This is a genomic window from Prochlorococcus marinus XMU1405 (genome assembly GCF_017696275.1).
GTDB lineage: Bacteria > Cyanobacteriota > Cyanobacteriia > PCC-6307 > Cyanobiaceae > Prochlorococcus_A > Prochlorococcus_A marinus_AB.
On sequence record NZ_JAAORF010000001.1, the window covers coordinates 343,929 to 370,587 of the forward strand.

Consider the following 26,659-nt stretch of genomic DNA (forward strand, 5'->3'; position numbering starts at 1 on the left):
TAGCCAACAAAAAATTTATAAACGGTACAAGCGATACCAAACAAAGATATTTTTTTGAGAATTTGTATTGAAAAAGTCTTATAAATCTAAATTTAAAGATAATTTAAATGCTTTTTAAAATATGGTTTTTAAATTGAAATTACATTCATGATTTTTATTTATGGCTTACTATCACGTTCATGGACTTATTCCAGACGGAATTTCTCAGTCCGAAGGTTACAAGATGTTTGAGCAGTATATTGCTTCCGGTGCACCTATGGATAATTTTGATGGATTTGAATTGGTAAGTAGATTCCATGCGCCTGAAACAGGCGAGGTTTTTGTGACTTTCAAGGCTGATAATCACTTAGCAATATCTCAACATTTTGGAGTGTGGAGAGCGAAATTTGGACTTGATTGGAATATTACCGCTGTTTTAAATGATGATGAGGTTATTCAAAGAAACAAACAAGTTGCCGATGCTGTTGCTGCAATGGGATAATTAGATTGATTGACAGTCGATCTAGAATAAGGAGCAACTAGCTCCTTTTTTAATGACTCTTGAAACTACTGTTTTTACATTCAAAATAAGCGTCCCTTTTGAGGAATGGGCTGGAGTTTATGACAGCCAAGAAAATATACAAATGAATAAAGAACGGGGAATTGTTTGCTTATATAAAGGTGTAAAGAAAGATGATCCAACCAGTGTAATTCTTATTGAACAGGGTGAAGAAGGTAAATCAATAGCTATGTTTCAAGATCCAGCAGTGAAACCATTAATTGAGAGTGCAGGTCATATTTATGATTCGACTGTCATATCAAGTTATTTTTAAATTTAGACTCAAAAAATTACTTTAGAAAACTATTTATCTATGCTTTTTTTAATTTCTTATAAATTTAATGATGCAAATGCCCAAGACAAGGGATCAAAAATGTTAAAAGAATGGTACTACAAAGGAGGGCCACAAAATAGACCGGAGGGTTATGACGTTAAATCTTGGATTTTCTTACCTCAACATGGCAATGGTTACTCTGTTGTAGATGCTGATTCTTTAGAAACTATTTGGAAACAGTGGAGTCCTTGGAGAGAATTATTGGAATTTACTATTGAACCTTGTGCAGATTTAGATCAAACAGTAGCTCTATATTGTTAATGAAAGGCTTATTACTGATACCTTTTTAATTAATGAATAAATCTTATTGGTTGATTAACTCAAAAAGAACAGAAGTAAAAAGATTTATCAAAAACGATAAGAGTGTAGATGGTGTTTTTGAGTATATGTTTGTAGATACTGGAAAAATAGTTGGTGTGTTTGGAAAAGAACCACCTGTAATGACAACAACAATTTCTGTAGATATAGATTTAGCTAGAGAAATTTATGAAAGGTTAATCGCTCATGGATGGAGTAAAACTGAGGAAGTTTGGAATAAAAAAGGGAGATAAGTATTTTTGGGCAACTTAACAAATATAAAAATGAAAAGTTTACTATTGACTCTCATATTCAAACGTTATAAAAAAATGCTTTTTTCTCATCACTTCATCAGAATACTTGTCCTGTTTATGATGCTGAAGAAATAAAAAAAAACAACAAGAAGCCATTAAAAAGTTATGATCATAAAAAAAGGGCGTTAGCGTCGCCCCAGTCAAAAAGAAGGGATGATCCCCATCACCCGGCCCTTTATAAAAATACTAGCACTATATATGGTGTTTGTAAGTAATAAAAATTAACTATTGATGGAGTTGTTTGTTTCTAGTTAATTTGTCATGATGGAGATCCCCATCATCCAGGCTCGCAAGAGTCTTTTTTTTATGTCTATTTTTGGAACAGATACTCCATTTATGCTTCTTGCAAAAATTAAAGTAAAGGAAGATAAGGTTGCAGAATACTTAGAAATTGCGGATAGGACAGATAAAGCTGTTGAAGCTGACGAACCAGGAATGCTCCATCATACTTTTGATCAAGATCCTGATGAGCCTCTTCGTTTCGTGTGGTCAGAAGTTTATAAAAATGATGATGCTTTACTAGCTCATTTAGCTAATCCAGCTTTAGGTGTTTATCTTGAGGCTCATGCTGCACTAGGAACTGATCTTTCTGTTGAATTCTATGGAACTGTTGGAGATAAAGTTATTGAAGCAATGAACGGAACAGGAGTTCCATATAAGATCTTTAAAACAAAATTAGGTTATAGCAGATTTTAAAGATGAGAGTATTAGCTAATTAGTTCGACTAAATTATTAATAAGAATCTGAGTGCAAGAGGTAACCACAAACATAGAAGAAGCATTAGTAAAAGAGTAATAGCATGAACATTTGGGATGTATTGCTCTTTAAAAATTTGCGTCTTCATAATTTATCTTGCTTTCTTAAGTTTGATTTCTCTTCTGATAAGCAGAGCTATAACTACAACACACATATTCATTAGAAATACGTCTAATGGCATTAAATAAAAAAGTCTCTACCTAATTAATAGCAAGATTATTGATCTACAGATCAGTAAATGAAAATTAAATTGAGATTTTATCAAGCATCAATACATCTTGAGCTTGAATTGTATCTCTCTTATCTTCATCTTGGGGATCTTTATAAGATTCAATTTCAGCTTGAATTTTTCTCTTATAAACTCCCTTGATATAGTCAATTTCTCTTCTTTCTTTATTTAGTATTGAAAATGGTGATCTTTTTAAGTTCATAAAAATCTCCTAAAAATAAGTTTTGATTAGCTCCAGTTTTTGTCAGACTCAACAAAGCTATCCAATGTTTGTTGATTTCTGATTTCTTCCTCAAGAAGTTCTTCCTCTGATCTTTCTTCAAGCTCAGATTTATAATTTTCTTTTAGTTTGGATTTGGTAGACATTTGCTCATGACGACTACAACTATGTTCTAACTAGTCAGACAGGCCATACGACTTATAAATATGTACGGTTTGAGGTACTCCCATATACGGATAAAGGATCAACAATTGAATTTGAATATGGTTAAGATGTTAAGAATTTGGATCACTTTTTCCCTTTAAGAATCATCAGCATTGGCAGGCAAATAAGCATTAGAGCCCCATCGATTAATAAAAAAGTATTTAGATTCATTTTTCTATTTCTTCGAGGATATTCCAATTAAAAGTTATCCCTTTTTTAATTGGGTCTTTTTTCATATCATTCATCTCTTTTCTGATTTTATTGTAGTATGCCAACTCTTCTGAATCATCAGAGCCAAGACCATAATTCATGGTTGCCGCAAGATATATTCTATGCATCCTGTATGACGATAATGGCATTTCTTATAACAATATTTTTAAATTCTAAAATATATAAAAGTTTTTTAAGACTAACTAGTTTTATTGGGCTATACCCTCGCCGAGACCAGAACTCAGGACCTCTCCCTTACCAAGCGAAGTAAATTATTTTAATAAGGAATAATTATGCTCTAATTTCTACTCTAATTGGTTTATGTTTAGTACTCTTAAAATTATTTTATTTTTTCAAATACTTATAAACTCAGTTATGGAGATACTTCTTGTTCATGCCCTCGTCGGGACTTGAACCCGAGACCTCTCCCTTACCAAGGGAGTGCTCTACCGCTGAGCTACAAGGGCAATTTTAAAGTGGGCCGGGTTGGATTTGAACCAACGTAGGCAGAGCCAGCGGATTTACAGTCCGCCCCCTTTAACCACTCGGGCACCGACCCCCACTATTTGAACTTATCAGTTAATGGACACTTTGTGTGAAATTGTTTTGGATTTTTTGTTTCTTTCTAGATAGCATTTGTAAAGAAAAGACTTTATTGATGATGAATATCTTATTGATAAATGGACCAAATCTAAATCTCTTGGGCACTAGAGAACCTGAAATATACGGTAATAAAACATTGAGTGAGATAGAAAAAGATTTAACAAAAGTTGCTAAAGAAAAAAGTATTAATCTTGAATGTTTTCAAAGTAATCATGAAGGAGAAATAGTAGATAAGATTCAGGATTCTGTAAAAAGTATTCAGGGCATTCTTATAAATGCTGGTGCTTTTACTCATACATCTATTTCTATTCGCGATGCTTTAATAGGATCAAAAATTCCATTTGTAGAATTACATATTTCAAATATTTTTAGTAGAGAGGATTTTCGTAAAGAATCTTTTCTTACAGATAAAGCTATTGGAATTATTAGTGGATTTGGCATATCAAGTTATTCCTTAGCTCTTGAAGGAATCATTGGATATTTAATTAGTAAGGATTAAATGCTAGTCGATTTTAAAAGACCCACCTCTTATATTAAATATTTATCGTCATTAACCTCAGATGAGTGGATCAAACTCGCATTATCTAATCCAATTGATATTCTTATTGACCATGCTCATTGTGAAAGAAAAGCAGCAGGAGTAGCTATTCAATTGATGTTTAGATATCCATCAGAACCAAATCTGGCAGAAGTTTTAAGTCCAATAGCGAGAGAGGAATTAGAGCATTTTGAAAAAATACTTTATTTTTTAAAGGATCTTGGACATTCTCTTGAGGCCTTAAAACCGCCTCCATATGGAGCTGAATTGTCCAAGAATATAAGAAAGGAAGAGCCCAATAGAATGCTTGATAGTTTCTTAATAGCAGGACTTATTGAAGCAAGAAGTCATGAAAGATTAAGCTTGCTTGCGCTGAATTCTGAAGATAAATCGTTTAAATCCCTTTATGAGTCTCTGCTAGAGAGTGAGGCAAGACATTTTGGAGTTTACTGGAAACTAGCGCAAACTAAATTCTCTAAAAATCAAACTTTCAAAAGGTTAGAGGAATTGTCTGAAATTGAGTCAGCAATACTGGCTGAAACTTTTATATTGCCAAGAGTACATAGCTAAAGTTAATAAAATAAAAATGATAATAAAAAAGTTCTTAAGTTTTCTTAATCCATATAAAACTGATTTACCAACATTCACCATCGTTGGTGTAGGGCCTGGAGATCCATCGCTTTTAACAATTGCTGCTGTAGAAGCAATAAAAAAAGCGAAAGTTATAGTTTTCCCAATATCAGATGATAATAAAAAGAGTTTCGCTGCGGAAATAGTCAAGAAATACACCAAATTTAAAAAAAATATCCCTATCATTTTTCCAATGGCTAGGAAGGATTTTGATCCAGATGAAATATGGTCTAATGCTGTAGAAAAAATTGTGAAATTTATACAAAATGGTGAATCAGTTGTTTTACTTTGTCTTGGAGATACTTCACTATTTGCAAGTTCTTCTAATATTTTGAGGTTAGTAAAAAATAATCATGCTGAAATAATTACCAAAACCATACCTGGTATTTCCTCTATTTCAGCAGCAGCAGCTTTGAATGATTTTGATTTGGTAAAAAAAGGCGAGACATTGATCATCAAAGAATGCCCTTCTTCAGAATCTGAATTAACAACCCTACTTAGGGGAAGTAAGGCCAATAAAACGGTATTGGCCATTATGAAAGTTGGCAAAAGATGGAATTTAGTCAAGGAAATTTTGAAAAAAGAGGATATCATGAATACAACATTAATAGCTTTAAGTGTTGGGATGCCTGATCAAATTATTCAATATGCATCACAATATAAAAAGGAATTTATGCCTTATTTTTCTTTAATTTTGATAAGGTTCGATTAATGTATAAAAAAGAAAAATTAGTTGAAAATCAATTTACATGGCCAATATGTAAAAAACTATTATTTCTTATTCTTGAAGATAAGCTTAGTGATGTATTTGTTTGTGAATTAGTTTGGGAAAGACTTTTTTATACTAAAGAACTATCTTTAAATGATTGGGCCTTTAGCGCATTAACTCCTTCTTATTGGTCAAAAAAATTTGAAAAAGCTCCTCAAATAATTTCAGAGCGACCAGCCTCAGTACATTTGACTCGATCAATTCCAAAAGACTATAAACAGGGGTTGAAAAAATTTCTTAATTTTAAAGGTTATAGGATTAATGAACTTTATCCAAGAAGAACTAGAAGAGCGACGGCAGTAAATTGGTTAATTTATTGGGCGATTGAAAATGATTGTTTTTCAGAAGATAATGGATTAATGCCAAGTCCTAGTTCACCTCCGGCTAATCCAGTTAAAGGACATTTTGGCGATCCAGAAATTAAATAAGTTTTTTAATAAGGTAAATGATTCTATTAAAGGTATAGTTGTAATGGATACTATTTTCTTTGGAGAGAAGTATTGATTCTTCCTACAATAGCAATTATCGGAAGACCGAACGTTGGGAAATCTACCTTAGTTAATCGTCTTTGCCAAAGTAATGATGCAATAGTATTTGATAAGCCTGGTGTTACAAGAGATAGAACTTATCAAAATGCTTCATGGGGAGGTAAGGAATTTCAAATAGTTGATACTGGAGGTTTAGTTTTTGATGACGATAGTGAATTTCTCCCAGAGATAAGGACACAAGTCTTCTTGGCTCTAGAAGAGGCTTCACTTGCGTTACTGGTGGTAGATGGAAATCAAGGCGTCACTGATGGTGATTTATCAATAGCAAAATGGTTAAGAAACTCAAGCTGCAAAACAATTGTTGCTGTTAATAAATGCGAATCGACTACTTTAGGAATATCCTTAGCTTCAGAGTTCTGGAAATTAGGATTGGGCGAACCCAACCCTGTTTCAGCCATTCATGGTTCAGGTACTGGAGATCTTTTAGATCTCGTTATTGGCGAACTTCCTGAAAATAATGTTCAGGATGATGAAGAAAAGATAATGATGTCAATTATTGGTAGGCCTAATGTTGGTAAATCTAGTTTGTTAAATTCAATCTGTGGAGAAAAAAGAGCAATAGTTAGTGATATTAGTGGTACAACAACTGATTCAATAGATACGCTTATTAAAAAAGGTGATAATCATTGGAAAATTATTGATACTGCAGGGATTAGAAGAAAGAAGAATGTTAAATATGGTACTGAATTCTTTGGTATTAATAGGGCTTTTAAATCTATAGATAGAAGTGATGTTTGTGTGTTAGTTATAGATGCCGTTGACGGAGTAACTGATCAAGACCAGAAGCTGGCTGGGCGCATAGAAGAACAAGGCAGAGCTTGCATAATTGTTGTTAATAAATGGGATCTTGTAGAAAAAAATAGTTCAACCATTTATCAAGTAGAAAAAGAACTTAGATCTAAACTTTATTTTTTACACTGGTCAAAAATGATTTTTATATCTGCCCTAACTGGTCAAAGAGTTGATAATATTTTTGAGCATGCTCTTAATGCTGTAAATCAACATAGAAGAAGAGTTACAACATCAGTAGTTAATGAAGTACTTAAAGAATCAATCAGTTGGAAAAGTCCTCCAACGAAGAGAAGCGGCAAGCAAGGAAGGCTTTATTACGGTACTCAAGTAAAGAACAAACCTCCCACTTTTACTCTTTTTGTAAATGACCCTAAATTATTCGGAATAACTTATAGAAGATATATTGAAAAACAAATTAGAGTAAATTTAGGCTTCGAAGGAACACCCCTCATTTTACTTTGGAGAGGAAAACAGCAAAGAGCTTTAAATAAAGAAGTCGAAAGAGAAAATATTGAGTTAATTCAAAAAGATTAATGAATTTGCTAACCAAATTTTCTGTTGGTCAATACGTTTATGGTAATAGAAGTTGGCTAAGAATTATAGATAGTAGATTAAAAATAATTATGGTAATGATATTTTTAATCACTCCAATTTGGGCAGGTCCAATATGGAGATTGAGTTTAGTTGGTTTTTTACTATTAATTACTTTTTTAAGTTTATTGCCATCTAGAGTATGGTGGCGATCATTATTTTTTCTCTCATGTTTGTCACTATTAATTGGATGTATATCAATACTTGCCTCGTCTGATATTCAATCTCTTGATAGCTACTTAAGAAATCCCAATGAACTGCAAGTAGTACTGGAAAGCCAAAAAGAATGGAATATTTTGCAAATTCCTTCGCAGAAGATATGGTTTATTAATTTTGGCCCCTACAACTTATCAAGAAAAGCCTTTGAACTAGGAATAAAAACCTCCACTTTGATATTTACCGTTATTCATAGTGTAAATTTGATGCTTTTAACCACATTGCAGGAAGACATTGTATGGGGATTAAGTTGGTTTATGTATCCATTAAGAAAGATTGGATTGCCAACTAGTAAGTGGCTTTTTCAGTTGTTAATTGCATTACGTTTTATTCCTCTAGTGCAGGAAGAACTTCAAAATATTATTAAAGCAGTGTCAGTTAGATCAATAAATTTTCGAAATTTAGGATTAAAGAAATCTTTTAATGTTTTATTAATCTTAGTGGAAAGGTTATTTCAAAATATATTTCTGAGAATTGATCATGGAGCAGAGTCATTACTCTCAAAGAAAAAAATTATTATAAAAACCAACAGATTTAGAACTCTTTATCCTTCAAAATCTCTCAATGTAATTGTTAATACATTATCGATTTGTTTTATTTGCATAGCAATTTTTCTTAGAAAACTGTATGGTGCATTATAAATAACACAATATTTTAGGTTTGAGTTCTGAGCGTTATTTAAACCATCCAACATTTGGCATGTTATACCAAGTTTCTCCTGGAAATGATGGGAGAGATATTTATGCGACTTTATACGCTCAAAAAATGTTTTTTTTGGTAGAAGTTCGACAGAGAGAAGTTTTTTTTGAAGTTATACCTTATTTAGATGCCCGTAATCAAGCTGAATTAAACCTTCAAAAAGCTAGAAGAAAAGGTTCTGAAGAGCTATCTAAATGGGACAATTTATTCACGCAAACTTTCTTATAAAAGGTGAACTCTGCAAATTATTTAAAAATAAAAAATAAAATACCATCAAATGTAAATATTCTTGCGGTAAGTAAAGGATTTAAAAGTCAAGAAATCAAAACTATTCAAAAAATGGGTCAGAATGATTTTGGTGAGAGTAAGTTTCAAGAGGCGTTTGAAAAACAATTTATCTTAAAAGACCTTAAACAAATAAATTGGCATTTTATTGGAAGAATACAAAGTAATAAAATAAGAAAAATAGTACAAAATTTTAAATATATTCATTCAGTAGATTCATTTGAAAAGTTGGAAAAGATTTCTAATATTTCTTTTGAAGAGAAGAAAAATCCATTAATAATGTTGCAGGTTAAGTTGAGTGATGACCCTACTAAAGGGGGCTTTAATCCTGAATTTTTAATATTGAAATGGAGAGAAATTCAAGAGTTGAAAAATATTTCATTAACCGGCTTGATGACTATCAATCCTAAAGGACTTAGCTCTAAAGAAAATTCAGGGTTGTTTAAAAAATGTCGTGCTCTTGCTGATTCTCTACAACTACCAGATTGTTCCATGGGGATGTCTGGTGATTGGGAGGAAGCTATTGACGCTGGATCAACTTGGTTAAGATTAGGATCATTGATTTTTGGAGGCAGAACCTAATTAGTTATTTTTTTATAAAAATCTTATTTATAAACTTGCAGTAAAGTTCAACTAACGTTATTTAAGTATAGGTAGTTTATTCATTTAAAAAATGAATCTATTACTCAAGGTTCTTAAACCTTAGTAATCAATTTCAAGAGGATTTAAAAGGTGTCACTTATTTCTAGATTAAAGGCAGTAGTTGCAGGGGATGAGTATCTCGATGATGATTTTGATGAGTTGGATTATGCTTCAGAGGATGAATTAAATGATATTAATAATTTCAAACAAAATCCAAAGAATGCAAATGCCCTTGCAAATTCAAATCCGTTTGATTTTATGAATAACAACAGATCATCAAAAGTAGTTGGTATGCCTGGAATCTCAAATTCATCCTCAGAAGTAAGCTTAATGGAACCAAGAAGTTTTGATGAGATGCCTCAAGCTATACAAGCATTAAGAGAGAGAAAAACTGTAATTCTCAATTTAACTATGATGGATCCTGATCAAGCTCAAAGAGCGGTTGATTTTATTGCTGGGGGCACATATGCAATTGATGGACATCAAGAGAGAGTCGGTGAAAGTATTTTTCTTTTCGCTCCAAGTTGTGTAAATGTAACTAGTTCTTCTCCAGAAGAAGCTTCTCCTTCTTCTGTGTCTACAGAAAACACACCACAATATAGCTTGGGTAAAAATACTACTCCTGAACCAGCATGGGGTAATTCTAAATTAAGTGCTTATTAATGATTAATCTGTGACAGATAAAATTGCGATTATTGGTTTTGGAAATATTGCAAGTGCTATAGTTACTCCTCTATTAGATAACAAATTAATTCATCCAGAGAATATTTTTTGTGTTGTAAATACAGAAAAAAGTTTAGAAAACATAAAAAAAAATTATAAACATAATATAAACGTTTATAAATCAGGTACTAAAGAGTCAAAAATAATTTGGGATTGTCAATATAAACTTCTTTCGATAAAACCCCAACAATTAAATGATATAAGTGAGACCCATCATATAAAAAATAAGGACAATTTAATAGTTTCAATTCTTGCCGGGGTTTCAATAAACAGACTTACTCAAAAGTTTCCTAATCATAAATGTGTGAGGGTGGTTACAAATATCCCAATAACTATTGGAAAAGGTTTAACGGGGATTTCTTGGGGAGAAGAAATTACAGAAGATCAGAAACAATTTACAAAAAAATTATTTGAAAATACAAGTAAAGTTTATGAATTTAATGAAGATTACCTTGATATATTTTTAGCTTTAACTTCATCAGGTCCTGCAATTATTGCTTTAATTATAGAAGCATTAAGTGATGGAGGATTAAGCGGGGGATTACCAAAAATAATTTCAGAGGAACTTGTTATGGAAATGATACTGGGGACTATTTGTCTAATAAAGGAAAATAAACTTACTACTTCTGAGCTTAAAAATTTAGTAACCTCTCCAGGTGGAACAACTATTTCTGCTTTAAGGGTTTTAGAAAAAAAGAGTGTAAGGTCAGCATTAATGGAATCAATAGTTTCAGCTAGTAATCGAAGTAAAGAGTTTCGTTAGGTTTTTCAATTATCTTTTAAATTCATATAAACTTTTTCAAGTAAATTTATATTTTTAGCAATTGTGTATCTCTCAAGTATACGTTCTCTAGCTTTTTCTCCAAGATCTTTTGTAAATGAAGGGTGCTCTACAAGAATTGGGATTATAGTTTTTAATTGTGCAGCCACATTATCAGTTGAAATTACTATTCCTGCTCCGTTATCTAAAACTTCACCATCAGCTCCGGCATCTGTAGCTACACAAGCAGTACCAGAAGACATTGCCTCTAAAAGTGATAATGATAAACCTTCTACTAAGCTTGGTAAGAAAAATACTTCTGCTATTTGCATTATTGCTACCCTTGTTTCTAAATCTAATTCGGCACCCCACCAAATTAATTTCTCATTACCAAGGTTAGAAAAACTATTTTCCAATGTTGGCTTCATTGGTCCATCTCCAACAATAACTAATTTGCAATTGTGAGTTTTTGTTTGGCGCCAAGAACGTAAAAGTGCTTCGATATTTTTCTCATTGGCAATCCTACCCATATATAAAAAGATTCTTTCATTTCCAAGTTTGTTTTTTACCTGATCAAATTTTTTATCTTTTTCGCAAAAAGGTTTCCAAATATTCTCATCAACACCGTTTGGAATAATTATTTGTTTTTCTTTAGGTACTCCTAATTTATAAAGAACATTTTTTTGAAGTTCGGAAAAAATAATTATTTTATCGAACTTTGATAAAGAGGGAGCATAAAGTTGATATGTTAACTGTTGAGTGCTTGCAGTTAAATTTCTATTTTTTGCATCAAATGGTGGGTGAAATGTTCCTATGAGTGGAAGATTAATTTCAGCACAAATCTCTGGAAGTCTAAAGTCTAAAGGAGATAAAGTTAAGCTTGCATGTACTAAATCAGGCTTTAATCTTTCCAAGGATAGCCTTAGCTCTTTTTCTGCTCTTGGTGAGGGTATTGTGTAAACTTGGGACTTAATTAAATATGGAAGACTTACATCAGGATCATTTGCCAGAAATAATGGTTTTGATGAATTTGAACTAGAAGGATTATCGAAATGAATGAAACTAACTTTATGACCTCTGGCTCTTAATTTCTCATTAGTTGAATTGCCATAAGTTACATTTCCACAAAAAGGAGATTTCTTTCCCAACCAGGCAACGTGAACCACATTAATTGAATTAACTATTTATTAAATTAACAGTCAGAGCACCCAAGATCATAATTTTAAATTTTATTCATAGTCTATAAAATGTTAACTATATATTTCTCTCAACATTTTTAGTGAAGATAGATCTTTCTCTAGTTGAGTAGAGATCCAAGTTTCAATAATTAATAATATTTTAAGCCAGACTTTTTTAGGTCCCAATAACTCTCCATTAGATTTTATTGGTAATTCAGGGAAAAGAAGTCTCTGCAATAGAGCGACTTCAGATGCATTTATTTTTAGATTACTTTGAGGATCTTCCATGGACGAAAACCCTTCACTTGGCAAATAATAACAACTCCATTCCCAATTTCCTAAAGGTGGAATAATAGGTTCTCCAGTTTTACAGCAATGATGAATAGGTAAATTTATACCTCCAATTGCTAATAGATGGATTAAAGATTGAATACTCATTGAGAGCATTTTAATATCCTCCTCTTTGGATTCTTCATACAAATAAATCCTATCTAAATGTGCAAGAACACAAGATAAATAGTTTTGTTGCTTGTCATTATTACCTACTAATAAAAAAGTTAATTCAGTTATTGCTTGCGCGGCTGCAAGACATTCAATATTTTTCCCTAGACCAGAATAGCTTTTTAATATTTTAATTTGACGTACAGATTTAAGATTTCTTTTCCCAAAAATCTGCAGACTTAAATATGTTAATGGAGTAGCTGCGGCAAGACTACTTTTAGGACGTCTAGCACCAGGTACCGCTAATCGAACAATCCCTTGCTCATCAGTAAGAATAGTTATTAATCTATCATTCTCGCCTAATGGAGAAGCTTTAATGCAGAGACCTTCTAGTCTGCACTCACCAGAACCAGACATTTATATAACCTTTAATTCTTGAAAAATCTCACAAAAATTTGAAGTTCCTACGCAACTTATTCCATTATCAAGCAAATCAATAACTTGCGTCAGTTTTTCTATACCACCTACAACTTTGATGTGATTTTGAGAGCCCGTTATTTTTAATATTTCCGCTACATCATTTAATGTAATAGGCCCCCCAAACCCGTCCCCGAATTGAAAATTTTTTATTCCTAACTCTAAAGATATTTCTATCGCATTGTACAAAACTTCTTTTTGTAGTTTTGATTTATTTATGATTATTGAAATTGGTAATCCAGATAACTTCAATTGCTCAATTTCAGCAGCGAAAGTTTCTAAGTTTCTTTTGGATAAATTGATAAAGTTTGGGACATATTCAATTCCGTTTGCACCTTTATCTTTTGCAAAATTAACTAATTCTTCAATAAATGAAACTGGTAAATCTGCTAAAGGGTAAGAAATGAGTGCGTTTATGTTCGCACTGTAATTACCCAAACAGTTTTTAAGATCAGTTAAATAATTTAGTGAAGTTGAAATATTCTTAATATTATATTTTTTTATTAAATCGCAATTCGCGCAAAAATCTTCCCAAGTTAAATACGGGTTAATAATAATTGCATGAATTTTTTCGTTTAATTCATATTTAATATTAGGCATTTAAAAGTTATTTGGATTGAATCAGTCCATAACCTCCATGATTCCTCTTATAAATAACTTGAAGTTCATTATTTTTTTTATTTCGAAAAACATAAAAATCATGATCAATTAGATCTAATTGTTTTCTTGCTTCTTCTGATGAAATTGGATTCATTTCAAAGTATTTATTTTTTATAGATGGCTCAGGAAGACTTGCTTCTATTCCTTCTTTAAGTAAAGCTTCATCTAAAAATCTTGATTCTGTATTTTCAATTGGGAAAGACTCTTTATTTTTAAATTGATTATTATGGATCGTTTTATTGTTTCTTTCTTTGTACTTACGTAATTTTCTACAAAGTTTATTTGAAACTAAATCAATGCTTGAGTATAGATTTTCAGTTTTCTCTTCGGCTCTAATTACAGTACCATTTGCAAAAATAGTAACTTCTGCAGTCTGGAAGGAGACTCTTGGATTTTTTTCTATTGAAAGGTGTATGTCTGCTTCTTTAACGATATCCTTATAATGATGTGTTGCTTTTTCTATCTTTGCTTCAGTATATTCTTTTAATGCTCCAGTGAGCTCAAGATTTTTCCCATGGATTAAAATTTTCATAACAAATCTAAAAATATTTACTTACTTTCTTAATCTACTTAAATATGGTTAATAGAACAGCAATAATTAAACAACCTGATAATATTTCTTTTTTCAATGATGTTTATAAATTACAAAAAGAATATCAGGACGCATTGATTGTAGATAACTCTAATCCTGATTTTATTTGGATAGGTGAGCATCAACTCTGTTATACGTTGGGTAGAGGATCAAATTACGATAATTTATTATTTTCTTTGAATGATAATAATTATGATGTTTTTAAGATTGATAGAGGCGGTGAAGTTACTTGTCATATGCCAGGACAATTAGTAACTTACTTGGTGTTAGATTTGAAAAATTTGAATAAAGATTTAAATTGGTATTTAAGAAAAATTGAAGAAATTATTATAAAAATTCTTGGAACTTTTAACATAAATTGTCATTCAAGAGAGGGTTTCACTGGTGTTTGGATAGGAAATAAGAAAATTGCTTCAATTGGAATTGGTTGCAAAAGATGGATTACAATAAATGGATTTTCAATCAATATTGACTGCGAATTAGAAAACTTTAATAGAATTGTTCCTTGCGGAATAGAAAATTGTCTTATGGCAAATATGATTGATTACAATAAAAAATTAAATATTCAAGAAGTCAAGAGAATTGTTAAAAAAATCATTCAGGAAGAATTTAATTTTGATTTTGTATCAAAATAGAGATTAAAATTTCAAAATCAAATTAATATGCGTGATTTAGCATACTGGCCTTCAGCTAAACCTCATTCTAAAAAAGATAAATTTGCTAAAAATAGAGATTTTATTAAGAACCTTCATCACATAGATCAAATTTGGGAAAAATTAAAAATTAAATGTGGTGATACTTTAGCTGTTTGCGATTTGAGAGGGAAATACAAAGAAAAATTTTCTTATGCCGAGCTGGCTGATTTAATAACAAAAGTTTCTTTTTCTTTTAAAAATTATGGTTTAGTAAAGGGGGATGTAGTTACTGTAATTTCTGAAAATTCTCCAAGATGGCTAGTAGTTGATCAAGGCTTAATGCGTTTAGGAGCTATAAATGCAGTGAGAGGTATTAATTCTCCTTCAGTAGAATTAGAATATATTATTGAGCACTCTAATTCAGTAGGTCTAATAGTTCAATCTAAGGAGATTTGGCTAAAGTTAAAAAACAAAGAAGACTTAAAAAAAAGACTGAAATTTATAATCAATTTAGAAGATGAACAATTTGAAAGTTTAATAAGTTGGAATCAATTTATAAGTGCGGGAGAAAAAGAAAATTCACAAACTAATAATATTGAAAAATATAATCCAAAAATTGATGATGTTTCTACTATCCTTTACACTTCTGGGACGACCGGAAAACCTAAAGGTGTCCCTTTGACTCATGCAAATTTTTTGCATCAAATAATCAACTTAGCCTATATTGCTGATCCAGAACCTGGGACCTCTGTATTAAGTGTGTTGCCTATCTGGCATTCTTATGAGAGGAGTGCTGAATACTTCTTTTTTTCATGTGGTTGTTCTCAATACTATACAATTCCTAAATTCTTGAAAGATGATATTACACAAATAAAACCTGTTGTCATGGCTACCGTACCAAGACTATGGGAGGCAATACATGATGGTTTTTTTCAGGCGTTGAAAAAAATGCCTTCCAAAAAGCAAAAACTTATTAAGTTTTTGATAAGTAATAGTTCTGTTTTTAAAAGAAATTTAAGAAAGATCAGAAATTTAGATATCAATCAAATATCATTCAAATCAAAAATCCCCTTACTGGCTACTGTTATTGGCCGATATCCTTTACATAAATTATCTACTATTTTTTTATGGCCAAATATTCTTAGACAACTATGCGGAGAAAAACTGAAATTTCCCATTAATGGGGGAGGTGCATTGCCAGAACATGTGGATCTTTTTTTTGAATCTTTAGGTGTAGATGTTTTGGTGGGATATGGACTCACAGAAACTAGTCCAGTATTAACTTGTAGGAGAAGAGAATTAAATGTTAGAGGATCATCCGGTCAGCCTCTAGCATTTACCGAAATCAAAATAGTGAATGATGATAAAAGACAGATTCTGAAGTTCAGAGAAGTCGGAAAAATTCTTGTTAAGGGGCCACAAGTTATGAAAGGTTATCTTAATAATGAATTAGCTACAAAAGATGTTTTATCCAAGGATGGTTGGTTTGATACTGGTGATTTAGGTTTCCTAATACCAAATGGTTCTCTTTTTATAACAGGAAGAGCTAAGGATACAATAGTGCTTTCAAGTGGTGAAAATATAGAACCGAATCCGCTTGAGACCGAAATCCTTAGTTCTGAATTTATTAATCAGATTCAACTAGTAGGACAAGACAAGAAATGTTTAACAGCCCTAGTAGTGCCTAATGTCGAATTGGTTAAAAACAAGTTTTTGGAGGAAGACCTTTCGAAATTAAACCTTAATAAGAATATTGGTAAATTTTTTAAATCACAAATTAATAATTTGCTTAAAAGTCGATTAGGAGCAAGATCAGAAGAACAAATATTAGATTGTTATTTTGTTGATGCCTTTACATTAGAAAATGGTTTGCTAACACAAACTCTTAAACAAAAAAGAAAAGAAATAGAAAAAAAGTATTCATTACAAATAGAAAATATGTATGAAAACAAATTTAGTAAGAAAATTTGATTTGTTCTATCTATATTGAAAAGGGAATTTAATTTTTTATGGAAACAAAAAACTCAATATCTATAAAGCGCTCAATAGCTATTAAAGCTGTAGTTACACCAACTTGGAAAGAGGATGCTGAAAAAGAATTAAGTAAAGCAATTTCAAATATTGACCAGCAATTATCTCAACTTGAGCAGGAGGGGCAGCAAATAGTAAATAATATTCGATCCCAATCGGTTAATCCTCTGGATCCAAGAGTCCAAGAACAGGTTAGTCAGGTGCAACAACAAGTGGCAGCAAAACGAAATGAAATTGAAGAACAAAAAAGAAATCTACTTCAACAACAGAGTCAAGTGCGCGAATTAAAAATGGACGAAATTGTTGATCAAGGACAAGTCGATAGTTTCTGTGATGTCACTGTGGGAGACAATCTTATTGAAAAAATGCAAGTCTCAATTACCGTTAAAGATGGAGTTATTCAATCTATAGATAATAATTAAATAAAAAGATTTAGTATTTTTGTTAAAAATAAGTAAATCTTAAATGCGAAAAGTTTTAAATTTAATCGATCTAAATTATAACTTTCTTAAGTTTTAAGAGTTTCCACTGTGAACATGATTTCGTATAATAGTAACAAGTGTTTAAAAGGCGTCTAACCTCATAAATAGTAGACACTTTGGTAGATAGTCCTTGAAAACCATTGCTATAACTAATTTCCTATGTCTCACGAAATATTTATGCCTGCCTTGAGTTCTACTATGACGGAGGGCAAGATTGTGGAATGGTTGAAAAATCCGGGAGATAAGGTTGAAAGAGGTGAATCTGTCTTGGTTGTTGAATCTGATAAGGCAGATATGGATGTTGAATCTTTTCAAGATGGATATCTTGCAGCAGTTTTAATGCCTGCCGGCAGCACTGCACCTGTTGGAGAAACTATCGGTCTCATTGTAGAAAATGAGGACGAGATAGCTTCTGTCCAAGAACAAAATAAAGGAAATCAATCCGAAGTCTCAACTTCAGACCAACTGGAATTGGTAAGCAATAAAACTGAAGAAAAACCAGTAGTCCAGACTGAAAATATCAAGAAAGAAGCTGAAGAAGTTGTCTTAAAGAGTGAAAAGCCTGTCTCATCTTTTAATGTTGATCAAATTAATGCTGCAACAAGTAATGTTTCTTCTAGGATAATTGCATCTCCAAGAGCTAAAAAACTTGCCTCTCAAATGGGTGTTGATTTAGCAAAAGTTCATGGATCTGGCCCTCACGGAAGGATTCAAGCCGATGATATTTTAAAAGCTAATGGCCAACCTGTTTCTATACCATGGATAGGAGAAGGTGGTTCTCCTGCAAGTATTCCTGGTGCAAATTTGGGAGTTGAAAGTAAACCAGAAACTCCAGGAAATAGTTTTGGCAATCCTGGAGAAACAGTTCAATTTAATACTCTTCAAAAAGCGGTAAATAAAAATATGGAATCTAGTTTAGAAGTTCCATGTTTTAGGGTAGGTTACTCTATCAATACAAATAAATTAGATAATTTCTATAAAAAGGTAAAACAGAACGGAGTTACTATGACTGCTTTACTTGTAAAGGCAGTTGCAAAGACACTAAAGAAACATCCTCAAGTTAACTCAAGCTTTTCAGAAAATGGGATTTCTTATCCAGAAAATATAAATATTGCTGTTGCTGTTGCAATGGAAGATGGGGGACTAATAACTCCAGTATTAAAAGAACCATGCAATACTGATTTATTTGAATTATCTAGGGAATGGAAAGATCTCGTAAAAAGATCGAGATCAAAACAATTAGAACCAGATGAATACTCAACGGGAACTTTTACATTATCTAACCTTGGTATGTTTGGTGTTGATAGATTTGACGCAATACTACCCCCAGGGACCGGTGCGATCTTAGCGATAGCATCATCGAAACCAACTGTTGTAGCAAATAGTGATGGTTCAATATCTGTTAAAAAAATAATGCAAGTAAATCTTACAGCTGATCACAGAGTGATCTATGGAGCTGATGGTGCTTCATTCTTGAAAGACTTGGCTAACCTGATTGAAAATGAGCCAGAGACACTTGTATCTTAAATTTAATTGATTTCTCAAATTAATAAAGACGAAAGTGATTACAGGCTTGAATCTTATGATTATTTACTTGATCCTTCATTAATTGCTAGTAAACCTTCTCCAATTAGGCATGAATCAAGATTGATGATAGTTAGAAATAGTGTTTTAGAAGAAGACTGCTTAACTAATAAATTTACTAAGAATCTTTTAGATGAATTTAGAGAAGGCGATCTTGTAGTTGTTAACAATACTAAGGTAATGAAAGCTAGGTTAAAGGTTGAATTAGAAAATGGAACGTTAGTCGAATTATTAGTCTTAGAAAGATCCCATGAATGTGTTTGGTTATGTTTGGCAAAGCCAGCGAAAAAGTTAAAAATAAATAGAAAAATAATATTAAAATCTCCTTCTGCACAAAATATTAATTTGATGGTTGATGGGGTTGATGAAGAAACTGGAGGGAGATTTATTAAATTTCCTGAAAATATAACTGATCTTAATTCAATGAATGATCTTCTTGATAAATATGGGGAAATCCCTCTCCCGCCTTATATAAAAAATACCGAAGAAGAATCTTTTCATGAGAATAGTTATCAAACTGAGTATGCAACTAATCCAGGGGCCGTTGCTGCGCCAACTGCTGGTTTACACTTAAGCAAAAGTCTTATTTCCAATCTAAAAAAAAAAGGAGTAATAATTTTACCGATAACTTTGCACGTGGGCTATGGAACATTCAAACCAATTGATCAAGAAGATCTAAGTAACTTAAAACTTCATAAAGAATGGGTAAGTGTTAATAAGGAAGTAGTGGAGGAAATAAAAAAAATAAAGAAAACAGATAGAAGAATAATTGCTATTGGGACAACTAGCGTGAGAGCTCTTGAAAGTTGTTATTCTCACGAAATTAATGACTATATTCCCATAGCGAAGTACGTGGATTTAGTAATTAAGCCAGGTTATAAATTTAAGGTAGTGGATGGATTATTAACTAATTTTCATCTTCCTAAAAGTTCATTATTACTTTTAGTAAGCGCAATGATTGGTAGAGAAAGATTATTAGATTTGTATGAAAAAGCCATAAAAGAAAAATTTAGATTTTTCTCTTATGGCGATGCGATGTATATTTCACCAGATTCATTACTGGAGAAAAAATAGATTTAGGCTTTGACTGGTTCTTGAATGATTCCGCTTGGAACTTCAGTAAACATAATTGATGATAAATATCTCTCTGCTAAATCAGGTAGAACAACTACAATAGTTTTCCCCGCATATTCATCTTGTTCAGCTAATCTAACAGCAGCAGCAGCAGCAGCTCCACAAGATATTCCGACTAATAAACCTTCTTCTTTTGCTAATCTAAGAGCCATCTCGATTGACTCGTCATTTGTCACTTGTTCAACCTTATCTACAATTGTTAAGTCAAGGTTCTTAGGAATAAATCCTGCTCCAATTCCTTGAATTTTATGTGGTCCAGATTTAACCTCTTCTCCATTCATTGTCTGTGTAATAACAGGACTATGTGATGGTTCTACAGCTACAGAAGTAATTTTTTTGCCCTTTTCTTGCTTAATGTATCTTGAAACTCCTGTAATTGTGCCGCCAGTTCCAACCCCTGCAACTAAGACATCAATTTCACCATCGCAATCATCCCAGATTTCTGGTCCAGTAGTTTTGAAATGAATTTCGGGGTTTGCTGGATTATCAAATTGACCTGGCATGAAATATTGAGAAGGATTACTTTCTGCAATTTCTTTAGCCTTAGCTATTGCTCCAGGCATACCTTTAGATGCTTCTGTTAAAACAATTTCAGCACCCAACACTGCCATAACCCTTCTTCTTTCAATTGACATGGATTCTGGCATTGTAAGGATGAGTTTATAACCTCTTGCTGAAGCAGTAAAAGCTAGAGCAATTCCTGTATTTCCAGAAGTTGGCTCAACAATAGTTTTGTCTTTTGTGAGCTTCCCACTTTTCTCGGCATCCCAGATCATGTTGGCGCCAATCCTGCATTTGACACTATAAGCAGGGTTTCTACCTTCAATTTTTGCAAGTACTGTAGCTTTCGCGTTTTTAGTAACTGATTTTAATTTTACTAATGGAGTGTTTCCAATAGCAAAACTGTTGTCCTCATAAATTTTTGCCATTTATATATTGAGAAAATATATTTTAATACTAACTATTATTCAGAAAAAGAGTATATAAGTTTCTATTCGGTAAATACTAGGAATTTATAAATTATTTAGTGCCTCAGAAAAGGTTTCCCATAATTGAGCTTGGTCTTCTAATCCAACTGATACTCTAATAAGGTGCGAGGGTATACCAAAACTTTCAGCCCAATCCAACTCGTCATAATGAGCTAGTAAAACATAAGGACAAACTAGAGTAAATTTTGTACCTAAACTAGGTCCTTTAGACACTTTTAGAGAATCATAAAACTTTTTAGCTTTGTTCAATCCTCCATTCAATTCAAACGATAATAAGCAGCCGTATCCCCCATCAGAAGTAAGTAAAGAATTAAAATTTGGACAATTTTCAGGATGGAAAATATTTTTAATCTCGCTATGGGTCTCTAATCTTTTTTTTAATTCTAAACATGCTTTATTTTGTTCAAAAACTCTTTGATTTACATCTCTACTAACTTTATCTAGATAAACTGTATCTCCATCGGAAAGTGTTGGAAGATTAATCTCGTTTAATGCATTTCTAAATTGATCAATCCATTTGCTTTTTGGATTTAGTATCAATGATCCGGCAAGAATGTCACCACTTCCTGAAAAAATTTTTGTAAGTGAAGTAAAAACTATATCTGCATGTTCTAAGGAATTTATATTTAAATTTGAACCAATTGTATCGTCAACAATTAAGGGAATATTTAACTTTTTTGCTATTTTTGAAATTTTTTTAATGTTTACACATTTGAGCATTGGATTACTCGGGAGTTCAATAATTAATGCTGATGGATTTATTCTTTTGATTTCTAATTCAATATCCGCGCTATTTTCTTCTGTAATTAACTTAGCTCCGTGAAAGATATTCATTGGTAATTTAAGTACATCTACATATGGAAAACCAATTTGGAGTGTTGGTTTAGCTGGAAATAATTTATATATGATTTCTAATGATGTATGCAATGCAGACATTCCAGATGAAGTTAAGTGAATATCATTAGAGTTAATTTTTGTAGATTTAGAAATTCTATTTTTTATTCTTTGAGAACATTCATTGACATAAGATTTTGGAGGGCAATCTTCAAGACCTAGTTCTATAGCAGCAGCCCTTGAAGATAGACCAAGACCAGTATGTTGCCAAAAATATTTTGCATAAATACTTCCTTCTTTTTCAGTTATTAAGAAAGCTAAATTATTTCTTTTTTCTATTAACGAGAATTGTTCAGGAGTATTTCTATCAATGTATTTTTTAGCTTTAAAAGCTATGCTTTCATTCGGATATGGCCAGATACTTTTATTGTTGTAGTAATTTTGCTTTTTTACTTTTTCGCATAATCTTTTCACTATGGGGTTTAGCCCGAATCGTGGGTAAATGGACTTCAATAAATTCATGCATTCTTGATCTTTTTCCTCGTAATTTATTACATCATTCCAAGTTGGTAATGCTACAGAAACGGCATGAATACTATCAGGAATTGCATATCCCAACTCAAAATTTTTCCATATAGGTTTTTTAAGTAAATCTCTCAATTTTCAGAATTTAGTTAAAGCAAATAAAATGTCCGAGATTAAATCGTTTGTATCTTCACATCCAATTGATAATCTGATAAGAGCATCATCTATCCCTAGCAGATTTTTTGTTTTGTCATCAACAGAAGCATGAGTCATTGTTGCAGGGTGACAAATTAAACTTTCAACTCCTCCAAGGCTTTCTGCTAAAGAGAAATATTTGAGAGATTTGCAAAATTTAAAAGTATCCTCTTTATTTAAATTTAATTTTAAAGTGATCATTGAACCTCCAGATTTCATTTGTGATTTTGCTAAATTAAATTGTGGATGTTCTTGATTAAAAGGGTAAATTATTTCACTAATTATTTTATGATTCCCTAATTCTTCAGAAATAAATTCTGCACTTTTAGTTTGTTGTTCGATTCTTAAAGGAAGAGTTTTTACTCCTCTCGTAATGAGCCAACTATCAAAAGGAGATGGTTGAAGCCCGAGAGCTTTTTGAGAGAAAAGCATCTTACTATTCCATTCCTCATTATTTGTCAGTACTGCTCCGCCAAGTGCGTCACTATGCCCATTAATGAATTTTGTGGTGCTTACAACCGATAGTGTTGCACCAAGGTCCAATGGTTTTTGAATAAGCGCTGTAGAAAATGTGTTGTCTACAACTACTGGTATTTCGAGTTTATTCGCTTCATCACAAATCGCCTTAATATCAAGTACTTTCAAAAGTGGATTAGTTGGACTTTCTAGCCATATCAAGGTTGGCTCGAAGTTTGAAATTTTTTTGATATTATTTTCGTTTGTAAAATCTGTGTATAAAACTTCTAGTCCAAATTTCTTGAAAACTTTTTCGAACATCCTCACTGTACAACCATAGAGATTTGACTCGCAGAGTATCTTGTCTCCTGATTTTAGTGTTGATGAAATTGCAGTTACTGCGCTAATTCCAGATCCAAAAACTGTACAGTATTTAGAATCTTCTATTGATTTAAGGATGTTTTCTAGAATTCTAAAGTTTGGATTGCCTGATCTGGTGTAGTCGAAATGATCTTTATTTCCATGTTTGAAAGTAGATGTAGAAAAAATAGGAGGCATAACGCATCCAGTTTCTTCTGCAAATGTTTCCCCATGATGAATAGATAAGGTCTTAAAACCTGGCTTTTTTATATTATTTTCCTTATTTCCCATTATTTTTAAAAATAAGAATTAAATTAAATCTCTCTTTTTAAAAAATGAGAGATTTAATAATCCAAACAAAAGTAGAATTAAACTTTTCTTGAATAATATTCAACAACTAGTAGTTCGTTTATTTCAAGAGCCACCCACTCTCTATCGCATTTCCCATTTATTTTTCCCGTTAATTTAGGCTTGTCTAAATCAAGATGAGGCGGGACATTTGCTAATCCAGGGAATTCTATATTACCTTCAACAAGTTTTTTGCTTGCTTTGTTTTCTTTAATTCCGATTTCATCGCCTGATTTGCATTGATAACCAGCAATATCAAGAACCTTTCCATTAACGGTTACATGGCCATGATTTACTAATTGTCTTGAGCCTGGAATGGTACCTCCAAAACCTAATCTAAAACAAACATTATCAAGTCTGTTTTCTAAAAGTCTTAGTAGGTTAGTACCTGTAGATCCTTCTTGAGCTCTTGCTTTTTTCACATAACGTACTAGTTGTTTTTCAGAAACTCCATAATTAAACCTAAGTTTCTGCTTTTCTTCTAGACGAATTGCATATTCTGATCGCTTGCGACGGGCTTGGCCGTGCTGACCTGGAGGATTAGACTTCTTTGAAGCTTTCCTGGTGAGACCTGGTAGTTCTCCCAAGCGACGCGTAACCCTTAATCTGGGGCCGCGGTATCTTGACATAATTTTAAATTAAATAAAAAATTGCAATAAATTGGATAATTGATTAAATTCAATTAAACTAATTACTACTGGAAATATTATTTTACATCATTAAAGTGTTCAAAACTATTAATAAATCAATTACTTCTATGCTTCTTTTTATGATTGCGTTTTATCAAAAGTGGTTTTCTCCTTTTTTTGGGCCAAGATGCAGATTTATTCCAAGTTGCAGCTCTTATGGATATGAGGCAATTACTAGACATGGTCCCTGGAAGGGAGGGTGGTTAACTTTAAAAAGATTAAGCAGATGTCATCCTTTAACTCCCTGTGGATGTGACCCTGTGCCTGACTAAATGAATGAAAATATTTATTTTTGTTAGGCAGGGATGTTGCCTTTGTGATTCATTAAAAAATAAACTTGCAAAAATAAATCTTTATGAGTTATTCCCTAATCTAGAGGAGCTTAAAGAAATTGATATTGATAGGGTCGATTTATATAAAGATAAATATAAAAAATATGATTATGAAGTACCTGTTATTGCTGTTGAAAGAATTAGGTCTGAGGAGATCATAGAATTGCCTCGCATTTCTCCAAGATTAAAAGATGATCTATTAAAGAATTGGTTTCATAAAAATATTACTACCATTCTGGAGAAATAATTTTTTTATATGAGATCTATAAAATTACATAAACTTTTAGATTTGGTAGGAATTATTCCTTCATTAAATCTTATCGATCAAGAAATTAATAATATTTCTTTTAACTCTAAAGAAGTACAAAAAGGAACTTTATTTTTAGGAATGCCTGGTTTAAATGTTGATGGAGGAAAATTTTGTATTGAGGCTATTGAAAATGGCGCGGAGGCTGCCATTATTGGGTCTGCTGCAAAAGAGAAAATTGGATCTATTGATCGAGAAAGGATTTTGGTTATTGAGGATAATTTAGATTATATTTTTGGTCAAATTGTCGCTGAGTTTTGGAATAGGCCTTCAAGAAAACTTAAACTTATTGGTGTTACTGGTACAAATGGGAAAACGACAATCACTTTCTTATTGGAATATCTTTTAAAAAAATTAGGGAAAAAGACTGCATTATTTGGGACCCTGTTTAATAGATGGCCTGGCTTCTCAGAAGTGGCTTCTCATACAACTGATTTCGCTGATAAACTTCAAAAGAAATTAAATGCTGCTGTTGAGGCAGAATCTGAATTCGCGATATTAGAGGTAAGTTCACATTCTATTGCTCAAAACAGGATATCAGGATGCGAATTTGAGGCGGCTATTTTTACTAATTTAACTCAAGATCATCTTGATTATCACTCAGATATGGAATCATATTTTCAAACAAAAAGAAAATTATTCTTCCCACCTTACTTAAAAGAAAAAGATGGGATTTGTGTATTAAATCATGATGACCATTGGATATCTAAATTATCATCTGATCTTGAAAAAAGATCTTTATTAGTCTCTACAAAGATTACTGAAAGTCAATTTGAAAATGATGATTTTTTTTTCGTAACAGATAAAAAATTTACTGAAAGTGGTTCCACCTGTATTTTTCATACACCTAGGGAAAAAATTCAACTTTTTGTTCCACTTGTGGGTGAATTTAATTTAATGAATGCGATTCAAGCAATAACAATTTTGTATAAATTTAATTTTTCGTTAAAAGATCTATCAAAGTTAATACAATCTTTCCCTGGTGCTCCTGGGAGAATGGAGAAAATACAAATTGATAATAATAACGTTTCAAGATCTCTTCCAACAGTAATTGTTGATTATGCCCACACTCCTGATGGATTAAAAAAAGTTTTGCAATCAATTAAAAAACTTTGTGAAGGGAAAATAATAACTGTTTTTGGCTGTGGCGGAGATCGTGATCGTAGTAAAAGACCTTTAATGGGATCAATAGCTGAAGAGTTGTCTGATCAACTTTTTATAACTTCAGATAATCCAAGATCAGAAGAACCCCAAAGGATAGTAAATGATATTTTGATGGGTATAAAAAAAAGAGAAAAAATAACAATTGAAATTGATAGATTTAAAGCAATAAATGAATCTATTAAATTTGCCAAAAAAAAAGATATTGTTTTAATTGCAGGTAAAGGACATGAAGACTACCAAATTCTCAATGATAAAGTTATTAATTTTGATGATAGAAAAATAGCTTATAAATTATTAAAAGAAAAAAATAAATCTTAATAAATTTTCCTAATCAAATAAGTAAGATCT

General features: G+C 31.9%; 34 protein-coding genes and 2 tRNA genes. 23 read left to right on the forward strand and 13 right to left on the reverse strand.

Translation table 11 applies throughout. The features are described from left to right. Positions 1–160 precede the first annotated feature (160 nt). The 5 genes from HA148_RS01960 to HA148_RS01980 all read left to right on the forward strand — a co-directional run bounded on the left by HA148_RS01960 (position 161) and on the right by HA148_RS01980 (position 2,179). Positions 161–481: a DUF3303 domain-containing protein gene (locus HA148_RS01960; protein ID WP_209127624.1), complete on the forward strand. Its 321-nt coding sequence runs from the start codon at positions 161–163 to the stop codon at positions 479–481. A 52-nt stretch (positions 482–533) separates the two neighbouring features. Continuing rightward, positions 534–812 carry a DUF3764 family protein gene (locus HA148_RS01965; protein ID WP_209129729.1) on the forward strand — a complete coding sequence of 93 codons (279 nt, stop codon included), beginning with the start codon at positions 534–536 and terminating at the stop codon, positions 810–812. A 39-nt stretch (positions 813–851) separates the two neighbouring features. Beyond that, entirely contained in the window at positions 852–1,133 is a 282-nt protein-coding gene (locus HA148_RS01970; RefSeq protein WP_209129731.1) for a DUF3303 domain-containing protein, read from the forward strand. A 32-nt stretch (positions 1,134–1,165) separates the two neighbouring features. Further along, positions 1,166–1,423: a DUF1651 domain-containing protein gene (locus HA148_RS01975; protein WP_209129733.1), complete on the forward strand. Its 258-nt coding sequence runs from the start codon at positions 1,166–1,168 to the stop codon at positions 1,421–1,423. A 366-nt stretch (positions 1,424–1,789) separates the two neighbouring features. Beyond that, on the forward strand, positions 1,790–2,179 hold the full coding sequence (locus HA148_RS01980; RefSeq protein WP_209129735.1) for a putative quinol monooxygenase: 390 nt from the start codon (positions 1,790–1,792) through the stop codon (positions 2,177–2,179). Positions 2,180–2,484: 305 nt separating this feature from the next. Here the strand turns inward: HA148_RS01980 and HA148_RS01985 are convergent, their stop codons facing one another. The 5 genes from HA148_RS01985 to HA148_RS02005 form a co-directional block, all read right to left on the reverse strand. After that, positions 2,485–2,670: a hypothetical protein gene (locus tag HA148_RS01985; RefSeq protein ID WP_209129737.1), complete on the reverse strand. Its 186-nt coding sequence runs from the start codon at positions 2,668–2,670 to the stop codon at positions 2,485–2,487. Positions 2,671–2,696: 26 nt separating this feature from the next. Next, the gene (locus tag HA148_RS01990; protein WP_209129739.1) at positions 2,697–2,834 is read right to left on the reverse strand and encodes a hypothetical protein; all 138 of its coding nucleotides are present in this window, start codon (positions 2,832–2,834) and stop codon (positions 2,697–2,699) included. A gap of 225 nt (positions 2,835–3,059) precedes the next feature. Then, positions 3,060–3,251 carry a hypothetical protein gene (locus tag HA148_RS01995; protein ID WP_209129741.1) on the reverse strand — a complete coding sequence of 64 codons (192 nt, stop codon included), beginning with the start codon at positions 3,249–3,251 and terminating at the stop codon, positions 3,060–3,062. A gap of 246 nt (positions 3,252–3,497) precedes the next feature. After that, positions 3,498–3,569 (reverse strand) — tRNA-Thr (locus tag HA148_RS02000). A gap of 10 nt (positions 3,570–3,579) precedes the next feature. Further along, positions 3,580–3,661: transfer RNA gene (locus HA148_RS02005), tRNA-Tyr, on the reverse strand. 102 nt (positions 3,662–3,763) lie between these two features. Between HA148_RS02005 and aroQ the strand changes: the two genes are divergently transcribed. The 10 genes from aroQ (at position 3,764) to proC (ending at position 10,901) form a co-directional block, all read left to right on the forward strand. After that, on the forward strand, positions 3,764–4,204 hold the full coding sequence (aroQ, locus tag HA148_RS02010) for a type II 3-dehydroquinate dehydratase (protein WP_209130232.1): 441 nt from the start codon (positions 3,764–3,766) through the stop codon (positions 4,202–4,204). Next, the gene (locus tag HA148_RS02015; RefSeq protein ID WP_209129743.1) at positions 4,205–4,813 is read left to right on the forward strand and encodes a tRNA-(ms[2]io[6]A)-hydroxylase; all 609 of its coding nucleotides are present in this window, start codon (positions 4,205–4,207) and stop codon (positions 4,811–4,813) included. It begins immediately after the preceding gene. A 16-nt stretch (positions 4,814–4,829) separates the two neighbouring features. Then, positions 4,830–5,585: a precorrin-2 C(20)-methyltransferase gene (gene cobI / locus HA148_RS02020; protein ID WP_209129745.1), complete on the forward strand. Its 756-nt coding sequence runs from the start codon at positions 4,830–4,832 to the stop codon at positions 5,583–5,585. Continuing rightward, positions 5,585–6,070 (forward strand): DUF1823 family protein, encoded by a 486-nt coding sequence (locus HA148_RS02025; protein ID WP_209129748.1) that lies wholly within the window; start codon positions 5,585–5,587, stop codon positions 6,068–6,070. Before cobI ends, HA148_RS02025 begins: the two co-directional genes overlap by 1 nt. 72 nt (positions 6,071–6,142) lie before the next feature. Further along, the gene (gene der / locus HA148_RS02030; protein WP_209129750.1) at positions 6,143–7,516 is read left to right on the forward strand and encodes a ribosome biogenesis GTPase Der; all 1,374 of its coding nucleotides are present in this window, start codon (positions 6,143–6,145) and stop codon (positions 7,514–7,516) included. Beyond that, a complete protein-coding gene (locus HA148_RS02035) occupies positions 7,516–8,430 on the forward strand; it encodes an energy-coupling factor transporter transmembrane component T family protein (protein ID WP_209129752.1) in 915 nt (304 codons plus the stop codon). Before der ends, HA148_RS02035 begins: the two co-directional genes overlap by 1 nt. Before the next feature lie 19 nt (positions 8,431–8,449). Beyond that, the gene (locus HA148_RS02040) at positions 8,450–8,716 is read left to right on the forward strand and encodes a PII-interacting protein PipX family protein (RefSeq protein WP_075439436.1); all 267 of its coding nucleotides are present in this window, start codon (positions 8,450–8,452) and stop codon (positions 8,714–8,716) included. A gap of 3 nt (positions 8,717–8,719) precedes the next feature. After that, a complete protein-coding gene (locus HA148_RS02045) occupies positions 8,720–9,355 on the forward strand; it encodes a YggS family pyridoxal phosphate-dependent enzyme (RefSeq protein ID WP_209129754.1) in 636 nt (211 codons plus the stop codon). A 150-nt stretch (positions 9,356–9,505) separates the two neighbouring features. Then, complete coding sequence (locus HA148_RS02050; RefSeq protein ID WP_209129756.1) at positions 9,506–10,078, forward strand: cell division protein SepF; 573 nt, start codon at positions 9,506–9,508, stop codon at positions 10,076–10,078. Positions 10,079–10,088: 10 nt separating this feature from the next. After that, positions 10,089–10,901, forward strand: coding sequence for a pyrroline-5-carboxylate reductase (gene proC, locus HA148_RS02055; protein ID WP_209129758.1), 813 nt, complete (start codon positions 10,089–10,091; stop codon positions 10,899–10,901). A 5-nt stretch (positions 10,902–10,906) separates the two neighbouring features. Here the strand turns inward: proC and HA148_RS02060 are convergent, their stop codons facing one another. From HA148_RS02060 to hpf, 4 genes are all read right to left on the reverse strand, one after another. Beyond that, the gene (locus HA148_RS02060) at positions 10,907–12,064 is read right to left on the reverse strand and encodes a glycosyltransferase family 4 protein (RefSeq protein ID WP_209129760.1); all 1,158 of its coding nucleotides are present in this window, start codon (positions 12,062–12,064) and stop codon (positions 10,907–10,909) included. 84 nt (positions 12,065–12,148) lie between these two features. Next, positions 12,149–12,934: a DNA repair protein RecO gene (gene recO / locus HA148_RS02065; protein ID WP_209129762.1), complete on the reverse strand. Its 786-nt coding sequence runs from the start codon at positions 12,932–12,934 to the stop codon at positions 12,149–12,151. Continuing rightward, the gene (locus HA148_RS02070) at positions 12,935–13,594 is read right to left on the reverse strand and encodes a 2-deoxyribose-5-phosphate aldolase (protein ID WP_209129764.1); all 660 of its coding nucleotides are present in this window, start codon (positions 13,592–13,594) and stop codon (positions 12,935–12,937) included. A 7-nt stretch (positions 13,595–13,601) separates the two neighbouring features. Continuing rightward, a complete protein-coding gene (hpf, locus tag HA148_RS02075) occupies positions 13,602–14,186 on the reverse strand; it encodes a ribosome hibernation-promoting factor, HPF/YfiA family (RefSeq protein WP_209129766.1) in 585 nt (194 codons plus the stop codon). Positions 14,187–14,230: 44 nt separating this feature from the next. On the opposite strand from hpf, the gene lipB reads away from it, so the two are divergent. The 5 genes from lipB (at position 14,231) to queA (ending at position 20,052) form a co-directional block, all read left to right on the forward strand. Then, a complete protein-coding gene (lipB, locus tag HA148_RS02080) occupies positions 14,231–14,881 on the forward strand; it encodes a lipoyl(octanoyl) transferase LipB (protein WP_209129769.1) in 651 nt (216 codons plus the stop codon). Between the two features lie 27 nt (positions 14,882–14,908). Further along, entirely contained in the window at positions 14,909–16,852 is a 1,944-nt protein-coding gene (locus HA148_RS02085) for an AMP-binding protein (protein ID WP_209129771.1), read from the forward strand. Between the two features lie 38 nt (positions 16,853–16,890). Next, positions 16,891–17,334: a YlqD family protein gene (locus HA148_RS02090; RefSeq protein ID WP_025880659.1), complete on the forward strand. Its 444-nt coding sequence runs from the start codon at positions 16,891–16,893 to the stop codon at positions 17,332–17,334. Between the two features lie 219 nt (positions 17,335–17,553). Next, a complete protein-coding gene (locus tag HA148_RS02095) occupies positions 17,554–18,921 on the forward strand; it encodes a dihydrolipoamide acetyltransferase family protein (protein WP_209129773.1) in 1,368 nt (455 codons plus the stop codon). Positions 18,922–18,927: 6 nt separating this feature from the next. Continuing rightward, the gene (gene queA / locus HA148_RS02100; RefSeq protein ID WP_209129775.1) at positions 18,928–20,052 is read left to right on the forward strand and encodes a tRNA preQ1(34) S-adenosylmethionine ribosyltransferase-isomerase QueA; all 1,125 of its coding nucleotides are present in this window, start codon (positions 18,928–18,930) and stop codon (positions 20,050–20,052) included. 2 nt (positions 20,053–20,054) lie between these two features. Here queA and cysK read toward each other — a convergent pair whose 3' ends face one another. The 4 genes from cysK to rpsD all read right to left on the reverse strand — a co-directional run bounded on the left by cysK (position 20,055) and on the right by rpsD (position 24,448). After that, positions 20,055–21,041 carry a cysteine synthase A gene (gene cysK, locus HA148_RS02105; protein ID WP_209129777.1) on the reverse strand — a complete coding sequence of 329 codons (987 nt, stop codon included), beginning with the start codon at positions 21,039–21,041 and terminating at the stop codon, positions 20,055–20,057. Positions 21,042–21,125: 84 nt separating this feature from the next. Then, positions 21,126–22,595 (reverse strand): PLP-dependent transferase, encoded by a 1,470-nt coding sequence (locus HA148_RS02110; protein ID WP_209129779.1) that lies wholly within the window; start codon positions 22,593–22,595, stop codon positions 21,126–21,128. Between the two features lie 3 nt (positions 22,596–22,598). Next, the gene (locus HA148_RS02115; protein ID WP_209129781.1) at positions 22,599–23,762 is read right to left on the reverse strand and encodes a trans-sulfuration enzyme family protein; all 1,164 of its coding nucleotides are present in this window, start codon (positions 23,760–23,762) and stop codon (positions 22,599–22,601) included. 77 nt (positions 23,763–23,839) lie between these two features. Continuing rightward, positions 23,840–24,448 carry a 30S ribosomal protein S4 gene (gene rpsD, locus HA148_RS02120; protein WP_209129783.1) on the reverse strand — a complete coding sequence of 203 codons (609 nt, stop codon included), beginning with the start codon at positions 24,446–24,448 and terminating at the stop codon, positions 23,840–23,842. Positions 24,449–24,543: 95 nt separating this feature from the next. Here rpsD and yidD point away from each other — a divergent pair, with 95 nt between their 5' ends. The 3 genes from yidD to HA148_RS02135 are packed head-to-tail and all read left to right on the forward strand — an operon-like array spanning position 24,544 to position 26,629. Beyond that, the gene (yidD, locus tag HA148_RS02125) at positions 24,544–24,780 is read left to right on the forward strand and encodes a membrane protein insertion efficiency factor YidD (RefSeq protein ID WP_209129785.1); all 237 of its coding nucleotides are present in this window, start codon (positions 24,544–24,546) and stop codon (positions 24,778–24,780) included. A 4-nt stretch (positions 24,781–24,784) separates the two neighbouring features. After that, a complete protein-coding gene (locus HA148_RS02130; protein WP_209129787.1) occupies positions 24,785–25,087 on the forward strand; it encodes a glutaredoxin family protein in 303 nt (100 codons plus the stop codon). A gap of 9 nt (positions 25,088–25,096) precedes the next feature. Further along, the gene (locus HA148_RS02135) at positions 25,097–26,629 is read left to right on the forward strand and encodes a UDP-N-acetylmuramoyl-L-alanyl-D-glutamate--2,6-diaminopimelate ligase (RefSeq protein WP_209129789.1); all 1,533 of its coding nucleotides are present in this window, start codon (positions 25,097–25,099) and stop codon (positions 26,627–26,629) included. The last annotated feature ends 30 nt before the right edge of the window (positions 26,630–26,659 follow it).

Excerpts from the sequence above, each read along its gene's own strand:
- HA148_RS01960 (WP_209127624.1), top strand. The coding sequence starts at position 161 with ATGGCTTACTATCACGTTCATGGACTTATTCCAGACGGAATTTCTCAG.
- HA148_RS01965 (WP_209129729.1), top strand. The coding sequence starts at position 534 with ATGACTCTTGAAACTACTGTTTTTACATTCAAAATAAGCGTCCCTTTT.
- HA148_RS01970 (WP_209129731.1), top strand. The coding sequence starts at position 852 with ATGCTTTTTTTAATTTCTTATAAATTTAATGATGCAAATGCCCAAGAC.
- HA148_RS01975 (WP_209129733.1), top strand. The coding sequence starts at position 1,166 with ATGAATAAATCTTATTGGTTGATTAACTCAAAAAGAACAGAAGTAAAA.
- HA148_RS01980 (WP_209129735.1), top strand. The coding sequence starts at position 1,790 with ATGTCTATTTTTGGAACAGATACTCCATTTATGCTTCTTGCAAAAATT.
- HA148_RS01985 (WP_209129737.1), bottom strand. The coding sequence starts at position 2,670 with ATGAACTTAAAAAGATCACCATTTTCAATACTAAATAAAGAAAGAAGA.
- HA148_RS01990 (WP_209129739.1), bottom strand. The coding sequence starts at position 2,834 with ATGTCTACCAAATCCAAACTAAAAGAAAATTATAAATCTGAGCTTGAA.
- HA148_RS01995 (WP_209129741.1), bottom strand. The coding sequence starts at position 3,251 with ATGCCATTATCGTCATACAGGATGCATAGAATATATCTTGCGGCAACC.
- aroQ (WP_209130232.1), top strand. The coding sequence starts at position 3,764 with ATGAATATCTTATTGATAAATGGACCAAATCTAAATCTCTTGGGCACT.
- HA148_RS02015 (WP_209129743.1), top strand. The coding sequence starts at position 4,205 with ATGCTAGTCGATTTTAAAAGACCCACCTCTTATATTAAATATTTATCG.
- cobI (WP_209129745.1), top strand. The coding sequence starts at position 4,830 with ATGATAATAAAAAAGTTCTTAAGTTTTCTTAATCCATATAAAACTGAT.
- HA148_RS02025 (WP_209129748.1), top strand. The coding sequence starts at position 5,585 with ATGTATAAAAAAGAAAAATTAGTTGAAAATCAATTTACATGGCCAATA.
- HA148_RS02035 (WP_209129752.1), top strand. The coding sequence starts at position 7,516 with ATGAATTTGCTAACCAAATTTTCTGTTGGTCAATACGTTTATGGTAAT.
- recO (WP_209129762.1), bottom strand. The coding sequence starts at position 12,934 with ATGTCTGGTTCTGGTGAGTGCAGACTAGAAGGTCTCTGCATTAAAGCT.
- HA148_RS02070 (WP_209129764.1), bottom strand. The coding sequence starts at position 13,594 with ATGCCTAATATTAAATATGAATTAAACGAAAAAATTCATGCAATTATT.
- hpf (WP_209129766.1), bottom strand. The coding sequence starts at position 14,186 with ATGAAAATTTTAATCCATGGGAAAAATCTTGAGCTCACTGGAGCATTA.
- lipB (WP_209129769.1), top strand. The coding sequence starts at position 14,231 with ATGGTTAATAGAACAGCAATAATTAAACAACCTGATAATATTTCTTTT.
- HA148_RS02085 (WP_209129771.1), top strand. The coding sequence starts at position 14,909 with ATGCGTGATTTAGCATACTGGCCTTCAGCTAAACCTCATTCTAAAAAA.
- HA148_RS02090 (WP_025880659.1), top strand. The coding sequence starts at position 16,891 with ATGGAAACAAAAAACTCAATATCTATAAAGCGCTCAATAGCTATTAAA.
- HA148_RS02095 (WP_209129773.1), top strand. The coding sequence starts at position 17,554 with ATGTCTCACGAAATATTTATGCCTGCCTTGAGTTCTACTATGACGGAG.
- cysK (WP_209129777.1), bottom strand. The coding sequence starts at position 21,041 with ATGGCAAAAATTTATGAGGACAACAGTTTTGCTATTGGAAACACTCCA.
- HA148_RS02115 (WP_209129781.1), bottom strand. The coding sequence starts at position 23,762 with ATGGGAAATAAGGAAAATAATATAAAAAAGCCAGGTTTTAAGACCTTA.
- rpsD (WP_209129783.1), bottom strand. The coding sequence starts at position 24,448 with ATGTCAAGATACCGCGGCCCCAGATTAAGGGTTACGCGTCGCTTGGGA.
- HA148_RS02130 (WP_209129787.1), top strand. The coding sequence starts at position 24,785 with ATGAAAATATTTATTTTTGTTAGGCAGGGATGTTGCCTTTGTGATTCA.
- HA148_RS02135 (WP_209129789.1), top strand. The coding sequence starts at position 25,097 with ATGAGATCTATAAAATTACATAAACTTTTAGATTTGGTAGGAATTATT.